This is a genomic window from uncultured Actinomyces sp., assembly GCF_963542285.1.
Classification (GTDB): domain Bacteria; phylum Actinomycetota; class Actinomycetes; order Actinomycetales; family Actinomycetaceae; genus Pauljensenia.
Genome location: NZ_CAUTWQ010000001.1, coordinates 90,711 through 107,054, shown reverse-complemented (window position 1 = coordinate 107,054; position 16,344 = coordinate 90,711). Strand labels below are relative to the sequence as shown.

Sequence of the window (16,344 nt, the reverse complement as noted above, 5' to 3'; positions counted from 1 at the left end):
CGCCGTCAGGATAATCCCCCGCGCCCGCGAAGATTAGCCGGAGCTTTTCATTCACGCTCACGCATCCCATTTTTAACTTCGCACCCGACTGAAGCTTTTGCTCCTTATCCACGTCACTTTTAAACACACACGCAACCTCTTGGAATACTCATGCTTTTGTTGAATGCAGTCGTCCTCTCGGTCATCGTCATGCTGGCTCTCAGCATCGCCCGAGTGCACGTCGTTATCTCTCTCTTTGTGGCCTCTATTGTCGCCGGCCTTGTTGCTGGAATGGGAATCTCTGGCACGATGGTGGCTTTCCAGACCGGCCTTGCCGGAGGCGCAAAGATCGCACTTTCCTACGCATTGCTTGGCGCCTTCGCCATGGCGGTCGCCCACTCAGGTCTGCCGGCTTTGCTTGCGCGCACGATCGTCAACCGTATGAGCAACGCTGATGCTCAAAGTTCGGCTCGCGTTGCTCGCGGCGTTAAATGGGGAATCGTCGGCGGCGTGCTCGTCATGGGCGTGATGAGCCAGAACCTGATCCCCATTCACATCGCCTTCATCCCGCTCCTCATTCCACCGCTCATTGGCGTGATGAATGAACTCAAGATAGACCGCCGCTTGATTGCCTGTGCGATTACTTTCGGCATCGTCACCGCCTACATGTTCTTCCCCATCGGCTTCGGACGTATCTTCTTGTACGACATTCTCTACAAGAACATCAACGCCGCCGGCATGGATGTCTCCTCTGTCAACCCCATGGCAGCAATGGCAATTCCCGCGGCTTCAATGGCAATCGGTTGCGCGATCGCTCTTCTCTTCTCCTACCGCAAGCCCCGCACTTATGAACAGCGCGACTCCTCCTTCGTATCTTCTGAAGAGAAGCCGATTGATATGAAGAAGGTCTGGGCCGCAGTAGCCGCTCTTGTCGTGTGCTTCGTCATTCAGACGGTGCTCACGCGAATGGATTCTGAGGCCGATCCTCTTCTCGTTGGTTCCTTGGTGGGGCTGTGCATGATGCTCTTCATGCGAGTCGTCCCTTGGCAGCAGGCCGACGATGTCTTCAGTGGCGGTATGAAGATGATGAGCCTCATCGGCTTGATCATGATCACCGCTCAGGGCTATGCCTCAGTCCTCAACGAATCAGGCCAGATTCAGCCTTTGGTTGATGGAACCGCAGCGCTCTTCAACGGTTCAAAGGTTCTCGCGGCAATCATCATGCTGCTCGTCGGCCTCGTTATCACCATGGGTATCGGCTCCTCCTTCTCGACCCTGCCGATTATCTCGGCGATCTACGTGCCCCTGTGCGTGACTCTGAGCTTCTCCCCTATTGCCACCGTCGCCATCATCGGCACCGCGGGCGCGCTGGGCGACGCCGGTTCGCCCGCGTCCGACTCGACGCTCGGCCCGACAGCGGGGCTCAACGTCGATGGTCAGCACGACCACATGCGGGACACGGTGATCCCGACCTTCTTGCACTACAACGTTCCGCTCTTGATTGGCGGATGGATTGCTGCAATGGTCCTCTAAACAGTTCACAATCCCTATTCCCGAGGCCGGGGCTGGGTGCGCGTCGCGTGCCGGCCACGGCCTCGGCCTATGCATGGGATGCAACGGGCATCTGTTCATTCCCCCAGAACACATGAGCAATTCACCGAATATGCGTACGCGCAATGAAGAGGGGATGCACAATAGAGACCATGACTCATTCTTCAACGCCTCCTGCGCTGAGCAAAAAGGAACTCGACGATCTGATTCGAGACACTCCAGCTTCGGGACCAAAGCGCTCCATCGCCTTCCTTGCAGGAGTCGCCACCTTCGGTTCCCTGCTCTTCGGATATGACACGGGAGTCATCGCCGGAGCACTGCCCTATATGTATATGCCTCGCAGCGCCGGAGGCCTTGCGATCAATGAATTCGAAGAAGGTCTGGTCGGGGCCTTTCTGGCCCTCGGTGCCGCGCTGGGAGCGATCGTCGGAGGCCGCCTATCCGATCGCTACGGGCGCCGCCACAATATTCTCCTTTTGGCGGGAATCTTCATTCTCGGAACCCTGGGGTGCACCTTTGCCCCAAATGTCGCAATTCTGTACATTTTCCGTTTCATCTTAGGGCTTGCCGTCGGTGGTGCCTCAGCAACCGTTCCCGTTTACCTCGCAGAGTCTGCCCCGACGCGCGTTCGAGGTTCCTTGGTTGCGCTTGACCAGTTCATGATCGTCTTTGGCCAGCTCCTCGCCTACTCGATGAACGCGATCCTATCTAGCGCTCACGGTGGACCTCAGGTCTTTGTTTCCGAGGACCCTTCAGGCACTTTGACCGGTGGCCAATGGTATCCCTGGGATCAAGTCCAGCACGTGACAAGTGCAGTCGTAACCAGCGGCGATGGCTTGGCATGGCGTTGGATGCTTGTACTTGCAACGATCCCGGCCGTCTGCCTATGGCTGGGAATGCGCCTCATGCCTGAGTCTGGGCGCTGGTACGCTTCCAAGGACCGCTACTACGAAGCCATCGGCGCACTCAAGCGTATCCGCGATCCCAAGCGCGACAATCTGCGTGAAGAAATCGAACAGATCGCAGCGCTTCAGCATGATCAACACGCTCAAGGACACTGGTCGCTGCGCCGTACCCTTTCAGTCAAGTGGACTCGGCGGTTACTTCTCATCGGCATCGGCCTTGCATGCTTCGACCAGCTCACCGGTATCAATACCGCGATGTACTACCTGCCCAAAATCCTTGCCGCAGCAGGTTTCTCCGCAGCAGATTCCATCACTCTGAACGTCATCACAGGTGCTGTAGCGTGCCTAGGAGCTGGTTTTGGCCTCTATCTGGTGTCGCGTCTTGCTCGCCGCCATGTCGGTATCTACCAAGAAACTGGCGTCACGCTTTCTCTTTTTGCTTTGGCGATTGTCTTTGGCTTCGGGATCTCTCCCTACGTTCAAACTGATGGAACGATCTCGCAATCGATCCCGACATACCTGCCCTGGCTCGTCGTGGTTTTGGTGTCACTTTTCGTCTTCGCCAAGCAGTCCGGAACCGTCAATTGGGTTTTGGTTTCGGAGATCTTTCCTTCCAAGATCCGAGGCGTGGCGCAGGGTTTCGCCGTCGGCTGCGGTTGGCTGATGAACGCGGTCGTCACCTGGGTATTCCCGGTCATGATTACGCACTTGGGAGCAACGTGGACCTACGCCGTGTTTGGCCTTATCAACATTATTTCCTTGTGCTTCTACGTGTTCATCGTTCCCGAAACGCGAGGCGTATCGCTGGAAACCTTCGAGAAAAACTTCAGCGAGAAGTACGGACGGTAAGGAGCGCACGCTCGTGAGTTCCATCTGCCCACTGTGCAGCTTCCCATAGGTCGCGTGAGTGGAGGGGCTGGACATAGGTTTCCACCCATGTCTCTCCGAACTCTTCGTCGTACCAGGGGTCGTGAATCAGGAAAAAGTCCCCAATGCGACCCCAAATCAGCAACCAGTGCGGGGTATCTTCACCGTTCAGCGGGGCAAGGTCAACTAGGGCAATGACATGCTTGCCCGCATCCAAGGCTGAGGTGATGTCTTCTACCGACACTTCCCTCACCTGGGAAGAAACTCCCAATTCGCGTGCGCGCGCCATATGCTCGTGGTGAAGAGCGACCCGCGCACGCTTACCCAGCATCGTGGTTTTCGAAATCCCCACGATTGGTTCCAAAGTCGATGCAAGAACTTCAACCTCTGCTCCGTGGTCCGCCAGTGCCGAGGCCAAGCCAAAGTGGCCCACTCCCCCCGAGTAGGTTGCTTGGCGCCATAGATCCAGTTCATTGACAAAATCGGTGTGCGGATCTCCTTCAATTTCACCGAGTGTCATCAGCGCACTTGCGGGACCGCAGGTAAATTCCGTCTTTTGGTGCTCGTACGCAGGGATTACCAAATCCACACTTTCTCGCGCAAAATCGGGGTTCCACAGAAGCCATCCACTATGGGAGTAATCGCGATCATTTTCAATGGGATGAGGATTCCCATTGATTGTTACCTGCTCAAAACCAATCGAGCGGAGGACATCAACAAAAATGCCCTCATCTGCCCACGAGTCAGCTTTCATCAGTGGGAAGCGACGCAAACGCATCTCATCACAGAGTTCCGATATGACCTCACGCACACGACGGGCTTGTTCTGCTTCACATACCACCTGATCGGTATCGAGAAGAGTCCATCCTGCAATGCGCAGGTGCGCAGAGAGTTCACGGTGAACTTCCCATACTCCCACAGAGCCGTTGGTCCACAAGGTCGCACGCATCTTGGGGCCAAGGCGCGCCCAATCTTTCGCGCGCTCTTCGGGGACCCCTAAAGCAAGCAGGCGCTCGTAGCTACTCTCACCAGATTCAATTGAGATGTGTGAAATCTTCTCAGTCATTGTCGCTCTCTTGGCCAGGTACTGCGGCAAGCAAGACCCGCGTGTATTCCTGGGTCGGCGAATGAAGGATATCTTCGGTTGCGCCCTCTTCAACGATGCGTCCGTCCTTCATCACAACAAGACGATCACACATCTGGCGCGCCACGGCAAGGTCGTGAGTAATAAAAAGCAATGCGAAGCCCTGGCGGCGTTGAAGCTGGAGCAAAAGCTCCAAAACAGAAGCCTGCACAGACACATCCAAAGCAGAGACGGCCTCGTCACAAATCAAAAGCTGCGGTCGCGTCGCCAGAGCCCTGGCGATAGCGACGCGCTGGCGTTCCCCACCAGAGAGGCGCGCGGGAAAACGGTTTGCAAAGGAGGCTGGAAGGCCGACAGACTCCAAGAGGCTCGGCACCTCGCTAGCTGAACGACCACCTACGCGTAAAGCCTCGGCAAGGGTGGCGCCAATAGTGCGCGCTGGGTTGAGGGCAGAATACGGATTTTGGAAAACGATCCCCATTGGGGGTCGCCCACCTTCTAAGGCACCTTGTAATTTCTCCCGCAGTGTGCCGTTGACCTCTATGCTTCCCGAATCTGGCTTTTCCAAACCGATAATCAGACGTGCAAGGGTGGTCTTCCCAGATCCAGATTCACCAACAATTCCAACGGATTCTTGGTGCGCGACAGAAAGCGAAACTCCATCGACCGCCACGTGCTGATCCCTGCGGCTGCGTCCGCGGAAAATTTTGACCAAGTCCCGTGCATCAACCAAAGCAGGCGCAACATGATTCTTGTCCGAGGCTGCGTCCAAAGAGTGGTCTGCTTGGGATTCTTCCGTGAAAGAACGGGGATTTGGGCCATCTAGTCGAGGCTCGGCGGCTGCAAGCTGACGGGTGTAGTCGTTTTCGGGGTGAGTAAAGACTTTCTCGACGCTTCCCGATTCGACGACGCGCCCATGGCGCATCACAACTACTTCGTCACCGTACTCGCGGGCAAGAGCAAGATCGTGGGTGATCAAGATGAGGGCCATCGATCGGCTTTCGCTCAGCTCACTCAGAAGATCAAGAATTTCCTTCTGGGTCGTCACATCCAAAGCCGTTGTCGGCTCGTCCGCAATGAAGACTCCGGGTGAAGAGTCCAGGGCTGCAGCGATAGCTACACGTTGGCGCATGCCTCCAGAAAGTTCTTGAGGGTAAGCCTGAGCAACGCGTTCAGGAAGTCCAACTTCGCGAAGACGCTCACGAACACGTTCATCCCGCGCACGCTTGGGCAACCGAGTGCCGGCGATAATCTGTGTGCTGCAACGCTGGGTAGGAGACAGCGAGGTAAAAGGATCTTGAGGAAGCCAGACAATACCTTTGCCCCGAAGTGCTTTAAAGGCACGCGCTTGGCGGACGATATCGAACTCGCGTCCGCCCAAGGTCACTTGCCCCTGGGCACTCAAAGTATGAGGAGTGAGCGCACAAATAGTGCGTGCAAGCATGGACTTTCCGGCACCTGACTCACCCACAATAACTAGGGTGCGTCCGGCTTCTGCGTGAATCGAAACATCATCGACAAGGACGTGCCCGTCATCTCGCGTGACACTAATATGCGAGGCAATAAGACCCTGATTCTTGCTCACGAGCGCGCCTCCTGCCTTTCACTCCACCAATCACCTGCGATGTTGATTGCGGTTGCCGTGATGATGATGGCAAGACCAGCGACAACACATGCTGCTGGGTTCTGGTTGAAAATAAAACGTCCATCAGCAAGCTGACGTCCCCAATCCGCGTCCTGCGCGCCGACGCCAAATCCTAGGTAGGACAGTCCAGAGAGTGACACAAGCGCAAATGCGACGTTGACAAAGAGGTTTGCCCACACGATAGGAGTGATATTCGGAAGAATATGAACTCCAAGGATACGAGGCGAAGACAAGCCCAGAACCTGCGCTGATTCAATATAGGGCTGTGGTTTTTGTTGAAGAGTGGCGGCGCGAATCATCCGGATATCGGAAGGCGCAAACAAAATGATCAGTACGCCAACCGTCACCCAATAGGAACCACCAATCACACCCGCAACGACGATTGCGAGCAATGTAACCGGCATCGAAAGCAGGATTTCGCAAGAACGAGATACAAGGGCATCCCACCAGCCTCCCCACCAGCCGGCGGTCATTCCAAAAATCAGTCCCAGGATCATCGAACCGCCAGCGATCACCAGTGGACCGATGACAGCGGAACGGGCGCCCGCAATCGTCAATGCGAGAATGTCACGCCCAACTTTATCGGTTCCAAAAATATGACCGGGAGTGCCCGCGGGGCTCACCCCTAAAGAAACGTCTTGTCCAAGAGCATTGGGAACGATCAGCGGGGAGAAAAAGACGCACACTGCGACTGCGATCAAAATAATGAAGGAAAGAACGACGGAGCCCGGGACTGATCGCATTGCGCGGGCGAGGCCTCGTACTGAGGAACGGAAACGACCAACGGGAACTTCGGCGTTGGCCTGGGCACCCTGAGACGGTACGCGATCGCTCATGCGACACCTCCCTCTTCAAGCTTTTGACGCGGGTCAACAATGAAAGCTGCAAGGTCGACAATAAATGTGACAGCGATGATGATCACTGCTACCAAGAGCGCAATCGCTTGGACGACAGGCACGTCCTTATAGGTGATGGAATCGGCAAGAAGCTGCCCCAGTCCGGGAAGAGAAAAAGCTTCCTCAACAAGAACCGTCGAGCCGAAAAGAGTGCCCAAGATCAGTCCCGCGGAAGTAATGATTGGCAGCGAGGCCGCGCGCAGGTACATGTGGGTGATACGCCTAGAGGCCAAGCCGCGCGAGCGCGCGAAAGTTACATAATCCTGGCTGAGTTCTGCCACAACTGCAGCGCGAGTAATTCGAATGATCATCGCACCGATGCCGGTTGCAAGTGCAATTGCTGGAAGTGCAAGATGCCACAGGGAATCCACGAAATCCTCACCTGCGCCGAAAATCGGGAACCATCCCAGCATGAGTCCGAAGACATAGAGCAGCACAAGACCCAGGGCAAATCCCGGTGCAGAAATACCAACAACACTCCAGCCGATGATGGAGCGATCCACCCAGCTGCCGGCACGTCGAGCAGCCCAAATTCCCAGTGGAACCCCGACGCAGATGGCCAAAACAAATGCCATCAGAGTCAGCATCGTGGTTAATCCGACGCGTGCAGCGAGGACGTCAGTAACGGGAGTCGCGGAGCGCACGGAGGTGCCAAAATCTCCCCTGAGCGCTCGAAGCAGCCAATGCCAATAACGCAAAAGTAGCGGCTCATCCAGCCCGTATTGGGCGGTAATAGCAGCACGCACCTCGGGGGTGAGGCGGCGAGTGCCAACCAGAATCTTCACCGGGTCTCCGGGAACTAAGTCCAGCAAAGAGAAGATGATGAAGGATAAGGCCAGCAACACCGCCGCGAACCCCGCGAGGCGTCGTGCGAAGAAACGTGCCATCACTTCGTGACGTTCAGGGATGCGGCCCAGGGGGTCATGAAGAAGAAAGACGTGTAGTTATTCGGTGTAACGGTCTTCGAGAATGCGGTCGAGGTCTTGCCCCACCAAATCGGCGAGTAGATCGTATTCTCCTGAGCGATCTTCTGTGCCGCAACGATTTGCTCAACACGCTTCATCGGATCAGTCTCTGCCGTGGACGAGGCAATGAGGCTCTGAACCTGTTCATTTTCGTAACGTGCGGGGTTATCGGGTCCAAGCAGCCAGCCTGCAACCTCTCCGGGGTCACCGGTGGTTGAGGTGTAGCTCATGTAGTAGAGACCGTACTCGCCAGTTCCCACCTTAGAGATCCATTCTTCAATGGGCTTAGAAGTTACCGTGAGGTTAATGCCGATCTGTTTGAGGTTATCAGCGATTGCCAGCGCCGCAGAGCCCATCTCGGGGATCGATGCGGGGTAGGTCAGTTCCGTATCAAAACCATTGGGAACCTTAGACTGTGCAAGCTCTGCACGTGCCTGGTCCAAGCTGAAGGAATCGATGGGAAGCTGTGCCTGAAGTTCGCGCGCCTTATCGATGCCAATCTCGCTACCCAGCTGGTCATTGGGTGTGATTGCGGTCGCAACCTCTCCGCGTCCCTTAAGGATGGAATCGACGATTGCCTTACGGTCAACGGCATGGGCAACTGCCTTACGAACATGAATGTCGTCGAAAGGTGCCACGCCTTGATCAAAGGTCAGGCCCACATAGGAGCGGTCAGATTCGGTGAGAACCTTGACCCCATCGATAGATTCAAACTGAGTAACCTGATCGGTGGGAATCTGCGTTGCGATATCGATCTGGCCGCTACGCTGAGCCAACAGTCGAGCATTCTCGTCTGAGAAGAAATCGAACTCGATCTTCTGTGCGGGAGTATCGCCGCCCCACCATGTACCGCTCTTTTCAAAAACAGCCTTCGAATCGGGCTGGAAAGAGGTCGCCTTGTAGGGGCCGGTACCCATGATGAGGTCCTTGGAGGAACCATAGGACTGCGCGGCTTCGTAGAACGACTTTTCGGTGATCCACAGACCACCGTTTGCCGTCACGGTCCACCCGAAATTCACGGCGGGAGTAGGAAGCGTAATAGTGATCTCCCACTCGCCGGTCTGAGTTGCTTCAACGCCCTTGGCCCAGTAGACCGCCGATGAAGGGGACTTATCGGGATCCTTCGCAATATCGATCGAGAAGAGGATGTCCTGAATGGTCACGGGGTTACCGTCTTGGAACTTTGCGTCCTGACGGATCTGGAAAACCCAGGTCTTCGCATCATCAGTGCGGTAGTCCGTCGCGATTGCGGGAACCAACTTGCCGTCCTTATCGACAGCAAGGAGACCTTCGGAGGTCACCTGGGCAACGTAGTAGTTGATAATGCCAGTCTCGTGAGCGACGTCCAAGGTAGACAGAGAACCGGGAAGACCAACTGTCACCGTATCGCTCTTTGCTCCCGATTGTGCCGATCCGGCATTTTTCGGCGCACAGGCGGCCAGCGAAGCGCACATGAGGACAGCTGCTGTAGCTAGTGCGGCTGCTTTTGTGGTGATGCGTGAAGCTGGCATCCTGATCTCCTTCAATTAGTTCATAGTGACGTCTACTGGTCTTTGGATAAAGCACGGAAACTCGCGCTTTAAATAAAGATATGGCCCAAAGCCCTCGGTTCGCGACTCGTGCCACTTCGTGGGCGTTTGTAACGCTCGCTGTTGAGCAAACGCACAGCAGACGAAGGCTTAGTCAACGCTTGGATTCAGGCCTTTTCGGGGTAAATGAAGACCCGAGTAAGGTGATCAAGAGCGCACACTGTTGAAACAACATCTTCCACGGCGATGTGTTCATCGTGAGCGTGAAGCTGGGAGTAGACCTGCCCCAAAGTTGCTCCAGAAGAACAGGAGCCAAAACCGTAACCCACTCCCCCTTTGTGGCGTCCAACTCGGAGGTCGGAACCACCCGGGAAGAGAATTGGAACAACCTTCGCCCCGGGGTTCATCTGCGTCAAAGTCTCCTCGATCGCCCGGTACAGTTTTGTGTCGATTGACGAGGCCGTGGCCCGCTCGCTCAACAAGCGCTCGATGGTCACGTGGCCAGCAAGCTCTCCCAAGGCCTCGGTAATCGCACGATCGACATCATCATCGCTTTGCCCCGGAAGGGTACGGATATCCAGCTCCAGTTCTCCGGATGAAGGGAGAACATTAATAGGACCGCCGGCGCGGACAACCGTTTGTGCAACGGTCATATGCGAGACCGCGTGGGCGTACGCCGCAAGGTCTCCGAATTCGCTATAGTCCCCGCGATATGTACCGCTAATCAAAGATTCTTCAAGTTCTGAATCAAATTCAAACGCGCGGACAAATCCAGCCCAAATCTCGTCACTGGCCTGTGGCCACTGCGCGTGAGACAGAGCTCGCGAAACTCGAGCGAGCATCTCAACCGCACTGACACGTCCCAAAGGAATCGAGCCGTGTCCAGCATCTCCACGCACATGAAGGCGACGCTGAGCAGCCCCTTTCTCACCGACAATGACAACAACACTGTCTGCGCCGCGAGCGCCGCGAATATGGGCGCCTCCCATCTCAGAGAGCTGGGCATCCCAGGGGAAAGCATCCGAGCGGTGTTCACCAATCCACGGAACCCCAAGTCCGCCTCGTGCTTCTTCGTCGGCTGCGGCGACGAAGGTCAGGGTTCCCGCGGGGCGAGCTCCGCCTCGGGAAACTTCTTCGGCAATGCGCCGGGTGACAACTGCCATCGCCGCGGTCAAGTGAAGCATATCGACGCTTCCTCGCCCCCAAATACTTCCCTCACTGATCTCACCTGCAAAGGGCAGATGGGTCCAGTGTTTCTCATCAACAGGGACGACATCAGTGTGTCCAAGGAAAGTCAGGGGCTGCGCTGAAGGATCGCTGCCGCGCAAGGTGACAACCAAAGTAGTACGCCCTGGGTGAGGCTCGATGCGTTCAACTTCGACGGGTAGTCCATCGAAGAAGGTTTCAAATAGGTTTGCAGCAGCCTCTTCATTGCCAGAATCGGGGGTGAGGTCATTGACTGAACCGAGTGCGATGAGGCGTTGGAGGAGATCGATAGTTTCCTCACCGATATCGTGGTGCGCGAGCGTATTCATCGATTCTCCTTGTCATGTGATTTTTGTGCTCCTTCAAGACTACTCAGCATGACTAGTGGCGCATATGCAGATCACGAAGAGAGCAGATGTTACGGCCACGAGGAGTGAGGTGCCATCGGTGCGCGCACTGGACCGATATGCCCGAGAAAAGTACGCTTGGACGGTAATAAGTCCACGACTCGGATGGAGAATACGTATGAGCGCTCAGCGCCAGGCCGAACCAACCTCGCTGCCCGCACCCCAAGTGCCGGACAAGGTCGCCACTGAAGGCCTCGAAGCCCAGTGGAACCAGCGTTGGGAAGATCAGGGAACCTATCGTTTTGATCGAAGCCGCCCCCGCCAAGAGGTCTACTCGATCGACACTCCCCCGCCCACGGTTTCGGGTTCACTTCACGTCGGCCACGTGTTCTCATACACGCACACCGATGTCGTCGCGCGTTTCCAGCGAATGCTGGGGAAATCAGTCTTCTACCCCATGGGTTGGGACGACAATGGCCTGCCCACCGAGCGCCGCGTGCAGAACTACTTTGGGGTTCGCGTCGATGCGACCCTCCCCTATGATCCGAATTTTGAACCCCCTCATGTCGGCGGTGAAGGCAAGTCCATCAAGGCTCGCGATCAGGTGCCAATCTCGCGTCGGAATTTCGTGGAGCTGTGCGAGCGCTTGACCGTCGAAGACGAGAAGCACTTCGAAGACCTGTGGCGCCACCTAGGCCTGTCGGTTGACTGGACCCAGAACTACCAGACCATCGGTACTCGTGCCCGCAAGGTTGCCCAGGCTGCGTTCCTGCGCAATCTCGAGCGCGGAGAGGCCTACCAGGCTGAGGCTCCCGGCCTGTGGGACGTGACCTTCCAGACCGCGGTTGCGCAGGCTGAGCTTGAGAGCCGCGAATACCCGGGTTTCTACCACCGCCTCGCTTTCCACATCACCGACCCCGCGCGTGCTGCCGAGGCCGCTGCAGCCGGTGCGCCGGTTGAGAACGGCGTTGATGTCTGCATTGAGACGACTCGCCCCGAGCTCCTTCCCGCGTGCGTGGCCTTGATCGCTCACCCCGACGACGAGCGCTACAAGCCATTGTTTGGAACTACGGTTGCCTCCCCCGTTTTCGGCGTTGAGGTCCCTGTTCTTCCCCACCCCGAGGCGGAGATGGACAAGGGCGCCGGTATCGCCATGTGCTGTACTTTCGGTGACACGACCGATATCGATTGGTGGCGTGACCTGAATCTTCCGTTGCGTACAGTTTTGCGCAAGGATGGCCGTCTACAGACCGAAACTCCCGAGTGGATCACCACCGATGAAGGTCGCGAGGCCTTCGCTGAGCTCGCGGGGAAGACGACCTTCTCTGCTCGCGAGGCCTTGGTGGCGCGCCTCGAGGCAAGTGGCGAGATGCGCGGTGAACCCCAGAAGACGATGCGTCAGACGAACTTCTTCGAAAAGGGTGACAAGCCCCTGGAGATCGTGACTTCGCGTCAGTGGTATATCCGTAACGGTGGCAAGCCGTGGGTCAACCCCGCGACTGGCAAGGACCTGAACGAGGAACTCATTGAGCGCGGTAAGGAGCTGGAGTTCCACCCGGACTTCATGCGCGTGCGCTACGAGAACTGGGTACGCGGCCTCAACAACGACTGGCTGGTCTCCCGTCAGCGTTTCTTCGGCGTTCCATTCCCCCTGTGGTACCGCGTCGATGACAGCGGCGAAGTTGATTACACGCAGATCATCACCCCCAGCGAGGATCAGCTTCCTGTTGATCCTTCATCGGATACCGCTCCCGGTTACACCGAGGATCAGCGCGGCGTCGCCGGTGGTTTCGTCGGCGAACTCGACATCATGGATACCTGGGCGACCTCTTCCCTCTCTCCGCAGATTGCCTGCGGTTGGCTTGAGGACGAGGACCTGTTCTCCCGTACCTACCCGATGGACTTGCGTCCGCAGGGTCAGGACATCATTCGAACCTGGCTGTTCTCAACGGTCGTCCGTGCCGATCTAGAATTCGGCGCGCTCCCTTGGGCACACGCCGGCCTTTCCGGATGGATCTTGGACTCGGATCACAAGAAGATGTCGAAGTCTAAGGGCAATGTTGTGACCCCTATGGGTCTGCTCGAGAAGTTTGGCTCGGACGCGGTGCGTTACTGGGCAGCCTCTGCTCGACTGGGCCTGGATGCCGCTTTCGATGAATCGCAGATGAAGATTGGCCGCCGCCTGGCCATTAAGGTGCTCAACGCTTCGAAGTTCGCGCTCACGATGGGTGGAGACGCAGATCTGGATCTGGATATCACACACGTTGTCCAGCCACTTGATCGTTCGATGCTTGCCGCTTTGCGCGAGGTTGTCTCTTCTGCGACTACTGCTCTGGAAAATTACGAGCATGCTCGTGCACTGGAAGTCACCGAGTCTTTCTTCTGGACTTTCTGTGACGACTACTTGGAGCTCGTGAAGGAACGCGCCTACAACCGCGAGGGTAAGTGGAGCGATCAGGCTTCTGCATCTGCCCGAGCAGCGCTGGCGATTGCCATCGACACCTTCGTTCGTTTGCTTGCCCCCTACCTGCCCTTCGTGACCGAAGAGGTGTGGAGCTGGTATCGCGAAGGTAGCGTCCACCAGGCTGCATGGCCGACTACTTCCGATCTTGAGGTCACTCCGGATGGGACCGTTGAAGGCGCTATCGAAGATGCTTCCAGCGTGTTGTTGGGTGTTGCTTCTGAGGCACTGGTGGTCCTCCGCCGCGTCAAGTCCGAAGCAAAGGTGTCCCCCAGGACGCCCTTCCTTGAAGTGACGGTGTCTGCTCCTAAACAGATCATCCCGCTGCTTGAGGATGTCCTGGAAGACCTTGCGGCAGCAACGAAGATTCAGGGACCTGCTCATTTCGAAGCCTCGCCAGACTCTGCCGACGATGAGGCCACAATCCGTGTTGCTTCATTCGAGCTGGGCGAAGCGCCTGCAAAGAAGAAGAACTAGGTTCAAGGCATAAAGGGGTGGGCCCGGCAGCTGCCGGGCCCACCCCTTTTTAGGGATGAGATGTATTCAGCTCCCCACACGATTTACACGGCGACAAGGACGTAAACATCGCTACGGATCAAACTCGCTTCAGGCGGTGAATGAGCTTCCCTAACGAAGGCCGAAGCGATCTTCTTGCCTCATTCGAAGCAGTTGTTGCTTTCCTAGTCCATGAAGAGCAACATAGTCACCCGAATCGATGGTGAAACCTCGAGCAACGCCCCAGTCCCAGATACGTGAACATTGGATCACTGCCTGCCGTTCAAGTTCATGGGTATTTGGGCCAGTAAAGCTAATGCCCAATGGAATCTGTTTCCCCGCATCGCTGATGAGTTTGACACTCAGTGTCTGAACCCGACTCGAACTAGCGGACAGACGACCAGCAGTTCGAGAATCGTGCACAAAGAAGCTGGTCCGAGAAGTTGGCCAAGGAAGGCGCTTCATACTCAAAAAACCACTGATTTCAATACCATTACGGCTGATGAAGTTCTTCCGTGGCAGAAAATGAATACCTGCAAGCGCAAAAACGACAGTCGCCACAGTAGCCACAGTCAAAAGAAGTGACGACTCACCCCGGAAAACTGAGGTGATAAATGCTGAGAACATGAGGATCGAAAATGCAAAAAACAATCCAGCCCAGACCCTAGAACCTTTTTCAATGACAATACGGTCAACTGTTGTAGGGATCGGACAATCATCTTTACAGTCGATGTAGTAATCTGCGCCTTTAATGCGATATTTCATGGATTCAGATTTCACTGGTGCAACCTGACCAACAATTGATGGGAGGGATTCTGTCGTGTACGAGACGCTCACACTACTTCCTATTTCCTATATTTTCCTTTTCTGGTGTCAGTTCAACATCCACATGCTATATGGCTGTTTTTCTAACTTGTTGCGACCACAACGGCAACCATGACAACCTCAATCAGTGGTTAATTCATACATTTCTGCAGATCAAAGTGGATTTCATAAAAGAAAATTTATATGCCAGATGTGAGACATCAGACGATACTCTCACGCGTAAACAACACCATCGCGAGCAGATATAGACTCCAATCAGTGCACTCTTAGGCTCTCATAACAATGAAAAGAACAGGATGAGCGATCGACCACAGCTCTTCAAGATTTTCTTGAACTATGCGTCAAAAAACCGGTACAGTTGACCGGTATATTGACAGCAGAACGCACTAAAGGAATCATCGATGGCATTCTTTTCCTTCACACGGCAGCATCGCCGCCGCAGAGTCATTTTTGCTGCGCTATTAAGTGCAGCAATTGCATGCGGTTTCCTCGGTGTTTCATCTACCCAACTTCGCGCACAAGCTGACAGCTCCGGCGGCGACCTCATCCTCCTGAAGGACGCAGCCCATGTTCAGATGAATGGTAACCAGCCCGCTTATGACGAAACTGGGCTACCTATCGGACTGGATTCAACCGCTGACGCCCCCATTGGCAATTTCAAGGTCGGCGACTGGGTTCTGTACCGAGTCAACGTCCTCAATCGCGGCAATGGCATTGTTAACCGCTTCACGGTTACTGATTTCATTCCTGAGGGCATCACCTATCAGGAGTCATGGGTTCGCAACTGCGACGTGCTCGACACTTTCACTGTCGCCCCAACCGATCACCTGTGGGTGCGCGAGGGCCACAGCTTCGACCCGAACAACGGGACTTCGGGACTTGAGGATGTAACTTTCCCTTGTAAGCGCGCAAATCCCACGATGCCTAAGTCCTTCACCCACTGCAACGGACAGTGGAATGCAGAAAGCGATACCTTTGGTCTGGCCTCTTACGCAACCCTTTACATCCTTGGACGAGTGAATAAGGATGGGGCGGGAAAGACCATCACAAACACTGCATTCATTACTAGCTCCTTTACGGGCGCCACTGTTTCAGTGCCTCGCTGGAGTGCAGATATCACGGTATCGCCTTTGGCAGCAGGAGAACAGGTCGAGCCGGTTACGGATCCTTCGCCCTGCACTCCCCCGACGACGGAGACTCCTTCTCCTACCGTCTCGGAAAGCACTACCCCGGCAACACCGTCGACAACGCCTGAGCCGAGCACATCGACGCCTACGCCTTCAACAAGCACGAGCACCACTCAAATCATCACCCCCTCGACATCCACGACGCACGCAAAGCCTCAGCTTGCACACACTGGTATCGGCCTCGCGGTTGTTGGCGGAACAACGCTGACTGTTGCGACGGCGGGTGCTGCCTTGGCAACGCGTCGCCGCCGAGCAGAATAAAGAGACTCGTCTTCCTAGCTGTGGTCTACACCTTGCGTGTAGACCACAGCTTTTTATATTGGGTAAAAGATCTACGCCATGCCTATTTCAAAAGGGCAGGGCGGGTTGTAGTGAGTAGCCAAGGAGTAAGCGCACCTAATC

Annotated in this window: 11 protein-coding genes; 4 read left to right on the top strand and 7 right to left on the bottom strand. The window is 55.8% G+C overall.

What is annotated here, in order from left to right:
* Positions 1 to 150 precede the first annotated feature (150 nt).
* Entirely contained in the window at positions 151 to 1,512 is a 1,362-nt protein-coding gene (locus RW023_RS00510; protein ID WP_315579381.1) for a Na+/H+ antiporter NhaC family protein, read from the top strand.
* Positions 1,513 to 1,682: 170 nt separating this feature from the next.
* Positions 1,683 to 3,284 (top strand): MFS transporter, encoded by a 1,602-nt coding sequence (locus tag RW023_RS00505; RefSeq protein ID WP_315579380.1) that lies wholly within the window; start codon positions 1,683 to 1,685, stop codon positions 3,282 to 3,284.
* Here the strand turns inward: RW023_RS00505 and RW023_RS00500 are convergent.
* The 6 genes from RW023_RS00500 to RW023_RS00475 all read right to left on the bottom strand — a co-directional run bounded on the left by RW023_RS00500 (position 3,262) and on the right by RW023_RS00475 (position 10,956).
* Entirely contained in the window at positions 3,262 to 4,368 is a 1,107-nt protein-coding gene (locus RW023_RS00500; RefSeq protein WP_315579379.1) for a peptidase C39 family protein, read from the bottom strand. The two genes, RW023_RS00505 and RW023_RS00500, sit on opposite strands and share 23 nt — an antisense overlap.
* Complete coding sequence (locus RW023_RS00495) at positions 4,361 to 5,971, bottom strand: ABC transporter ATP-binding protein (protein WP_315579378.1); 1,611 nt, start codon at positions 5,969 to 5,971, stop codon at positions 4,361 to 4,363. The genes RW023_RS00500 and RW023_RS00495 overlap by 8 nt, the downstream gene beginning before the upstream one ends.
* A complete protein-coding gene (locus RW023_RS00490) occupies positions 5,968 to 6,867 on the bottom strand; it encodes an ABC transporter permease (RefSeq protein WP_315579377.1) in 900 nt (299 codons plus the stop codon). Before RW023_RS00490 ends, RW023_RS00495 begins: the two co-directional genes overlap by 4 nt.
* The gene (locus RW023_RS00485) at positions 6,864 to 7,814 is read right to left on the bottom strand and encodes an ABC transporter permease (RefSeq protein WP_315579376.1); all 951 of its coding nucleotides are present in this window, start codon (positions 7,812 to 7,814) and stop codon (positions 6,864 to 6,866) included. Before RW023_RS00485 ends, RW023_RS00490 begins: the two co-directional genes overlap by 4 nt.
* On the bottom strand, positions 7,814 to 9,403 hold the full coding sequence (locus RW023_RS00480) for an ABC transporter substrate-binding protein (RefSeq protein ID WP_315579375.1): 1,590 nt from the start codon (positions 9,401 to 9,403) through the stop codon (positions 7,814 to 7,816). Before RW023_RS00480 ends, RW023_RS00485 begins: the two co-directional genes overlap by 1 nt.
* A gap of 185 nt (positions 9,404 to 9,588) precedes the next feature.
* A complete protein-coding gene (locus tag RW023_RS00475; protein WP_315579374.1) occupies positions 9,589 to 10,956 on the bottom strand; it encodes a M20/M25/M40 family metallo-hydrolase in 1,368 nt (455 codons plus the stop codon).
* 196 nt (positions 10,957 to 11,152) lie between these two features.
* Here RW023_RS00475 and valS point away from each other — a divergent pair, with 196 nt between their 5' ends.
* Entirely contained in the window at positions 11,153 to 13,912 is a 2,760-nt protein-coding gene (gene valS / locus RW023_RS00470; RefSeq protein WP_315579373.1) for a valine--tRNA ligase, read from the top strand.
* A 150-nt stretch (positions 13,913 to 14,062) separates the two neighbouring features.
* Here valS and RW023_RS00465 read toward each other — a convergent pair whose 3' ends face one another.
* Positions 14,063 to 14,767 (bottom strand): hypothetical protein, encoded by a 705-nt coding sequence (locus RW023_RS00465; RefSeq protein WP_315579372.1) that lies wholly within the window; start codon positions 14,765 to 14,767, stop codon positions 14,063 to 14,065.
* Positions 14,768 to 15,156: 389 nt separating this feature from the next.
* On the opposite strand from RW023_RS00465, the gene RW023_RS00460 reads away from it, so the two are divergent.
* A complete protein-coding gene (locus RW023_RS00460; protein WP_315579371.1) occupies positions 15,157 to 16,203 on the top strand; it encodes a hypothetical protein in 1,047 nt (348 codons plus the stop codon).
* The last annotated feature ends 141 nt before the right edge of the window (positions 16,204 to 16,344 follow it).

Coding starts and splice junctions, on each gene's coding strand:
- RW023_RS00510 (WP_315579381.1), top strand. CDS start 151: ATGCTTTTGTTGAATGCAGTCGTCCTCTCGGTCATCGTCATGCTGGCT.
- RW023_RS00480 (WP_315579375.1), bottom strand. CDS start 9,403: ATGCCAGCTTCACGCATCACCACAAAAGCAGCCGCACTAGCTACAGCA.
- RW023_RS00460 (WP_315579371.1), top strand. CDS start 15,157: ATGGCATTCTTTTCCTTCACACGGCAGCATCGCCGCCGCAGAGTCATT.
- RW023_RS00500 (WP_315579379.1), bottom strand. CDS start 4,368: ATGACTGAGAAGATTTCACACATCTCAATTGAATCTGGTGAGAGTAGC.
- RW023_RS00505 (WP_315579380.1), top strand. CDS start 1,683: ATGACTCATTCTTCAACGCCTCCTGCGCTGAGCAAAAAGGAACTCGAC.
- RW023_RS00475 (WP_315579374.1), bottom strand. CDS start 10,956: ATGAATACGCTCGCGCACCACGATATCGGTGAGGAAACTATCGATCTC.
- valS (WP_315579373.1), top strand. CDS start 11,153: ATGAGCGCTCAGCGCCAGGCCGAACCAACCTCGCTGCCCGCACCCCAA.
- RW023_RS00485 (WP_315579376.1), bottom strand. CDS start 7,814: ATGGCACGTTTCTTCGCACGACGCCTCGCGGGGTTCGCGGCGGTGTTG.
- RW023_RS00490 (WP_315579377.1), bottom strand. CDS start 6,867: ATGAGCGATCGCGTACCGTCTCAGGGTGCCCAGGCCAACGCCGAAGTT.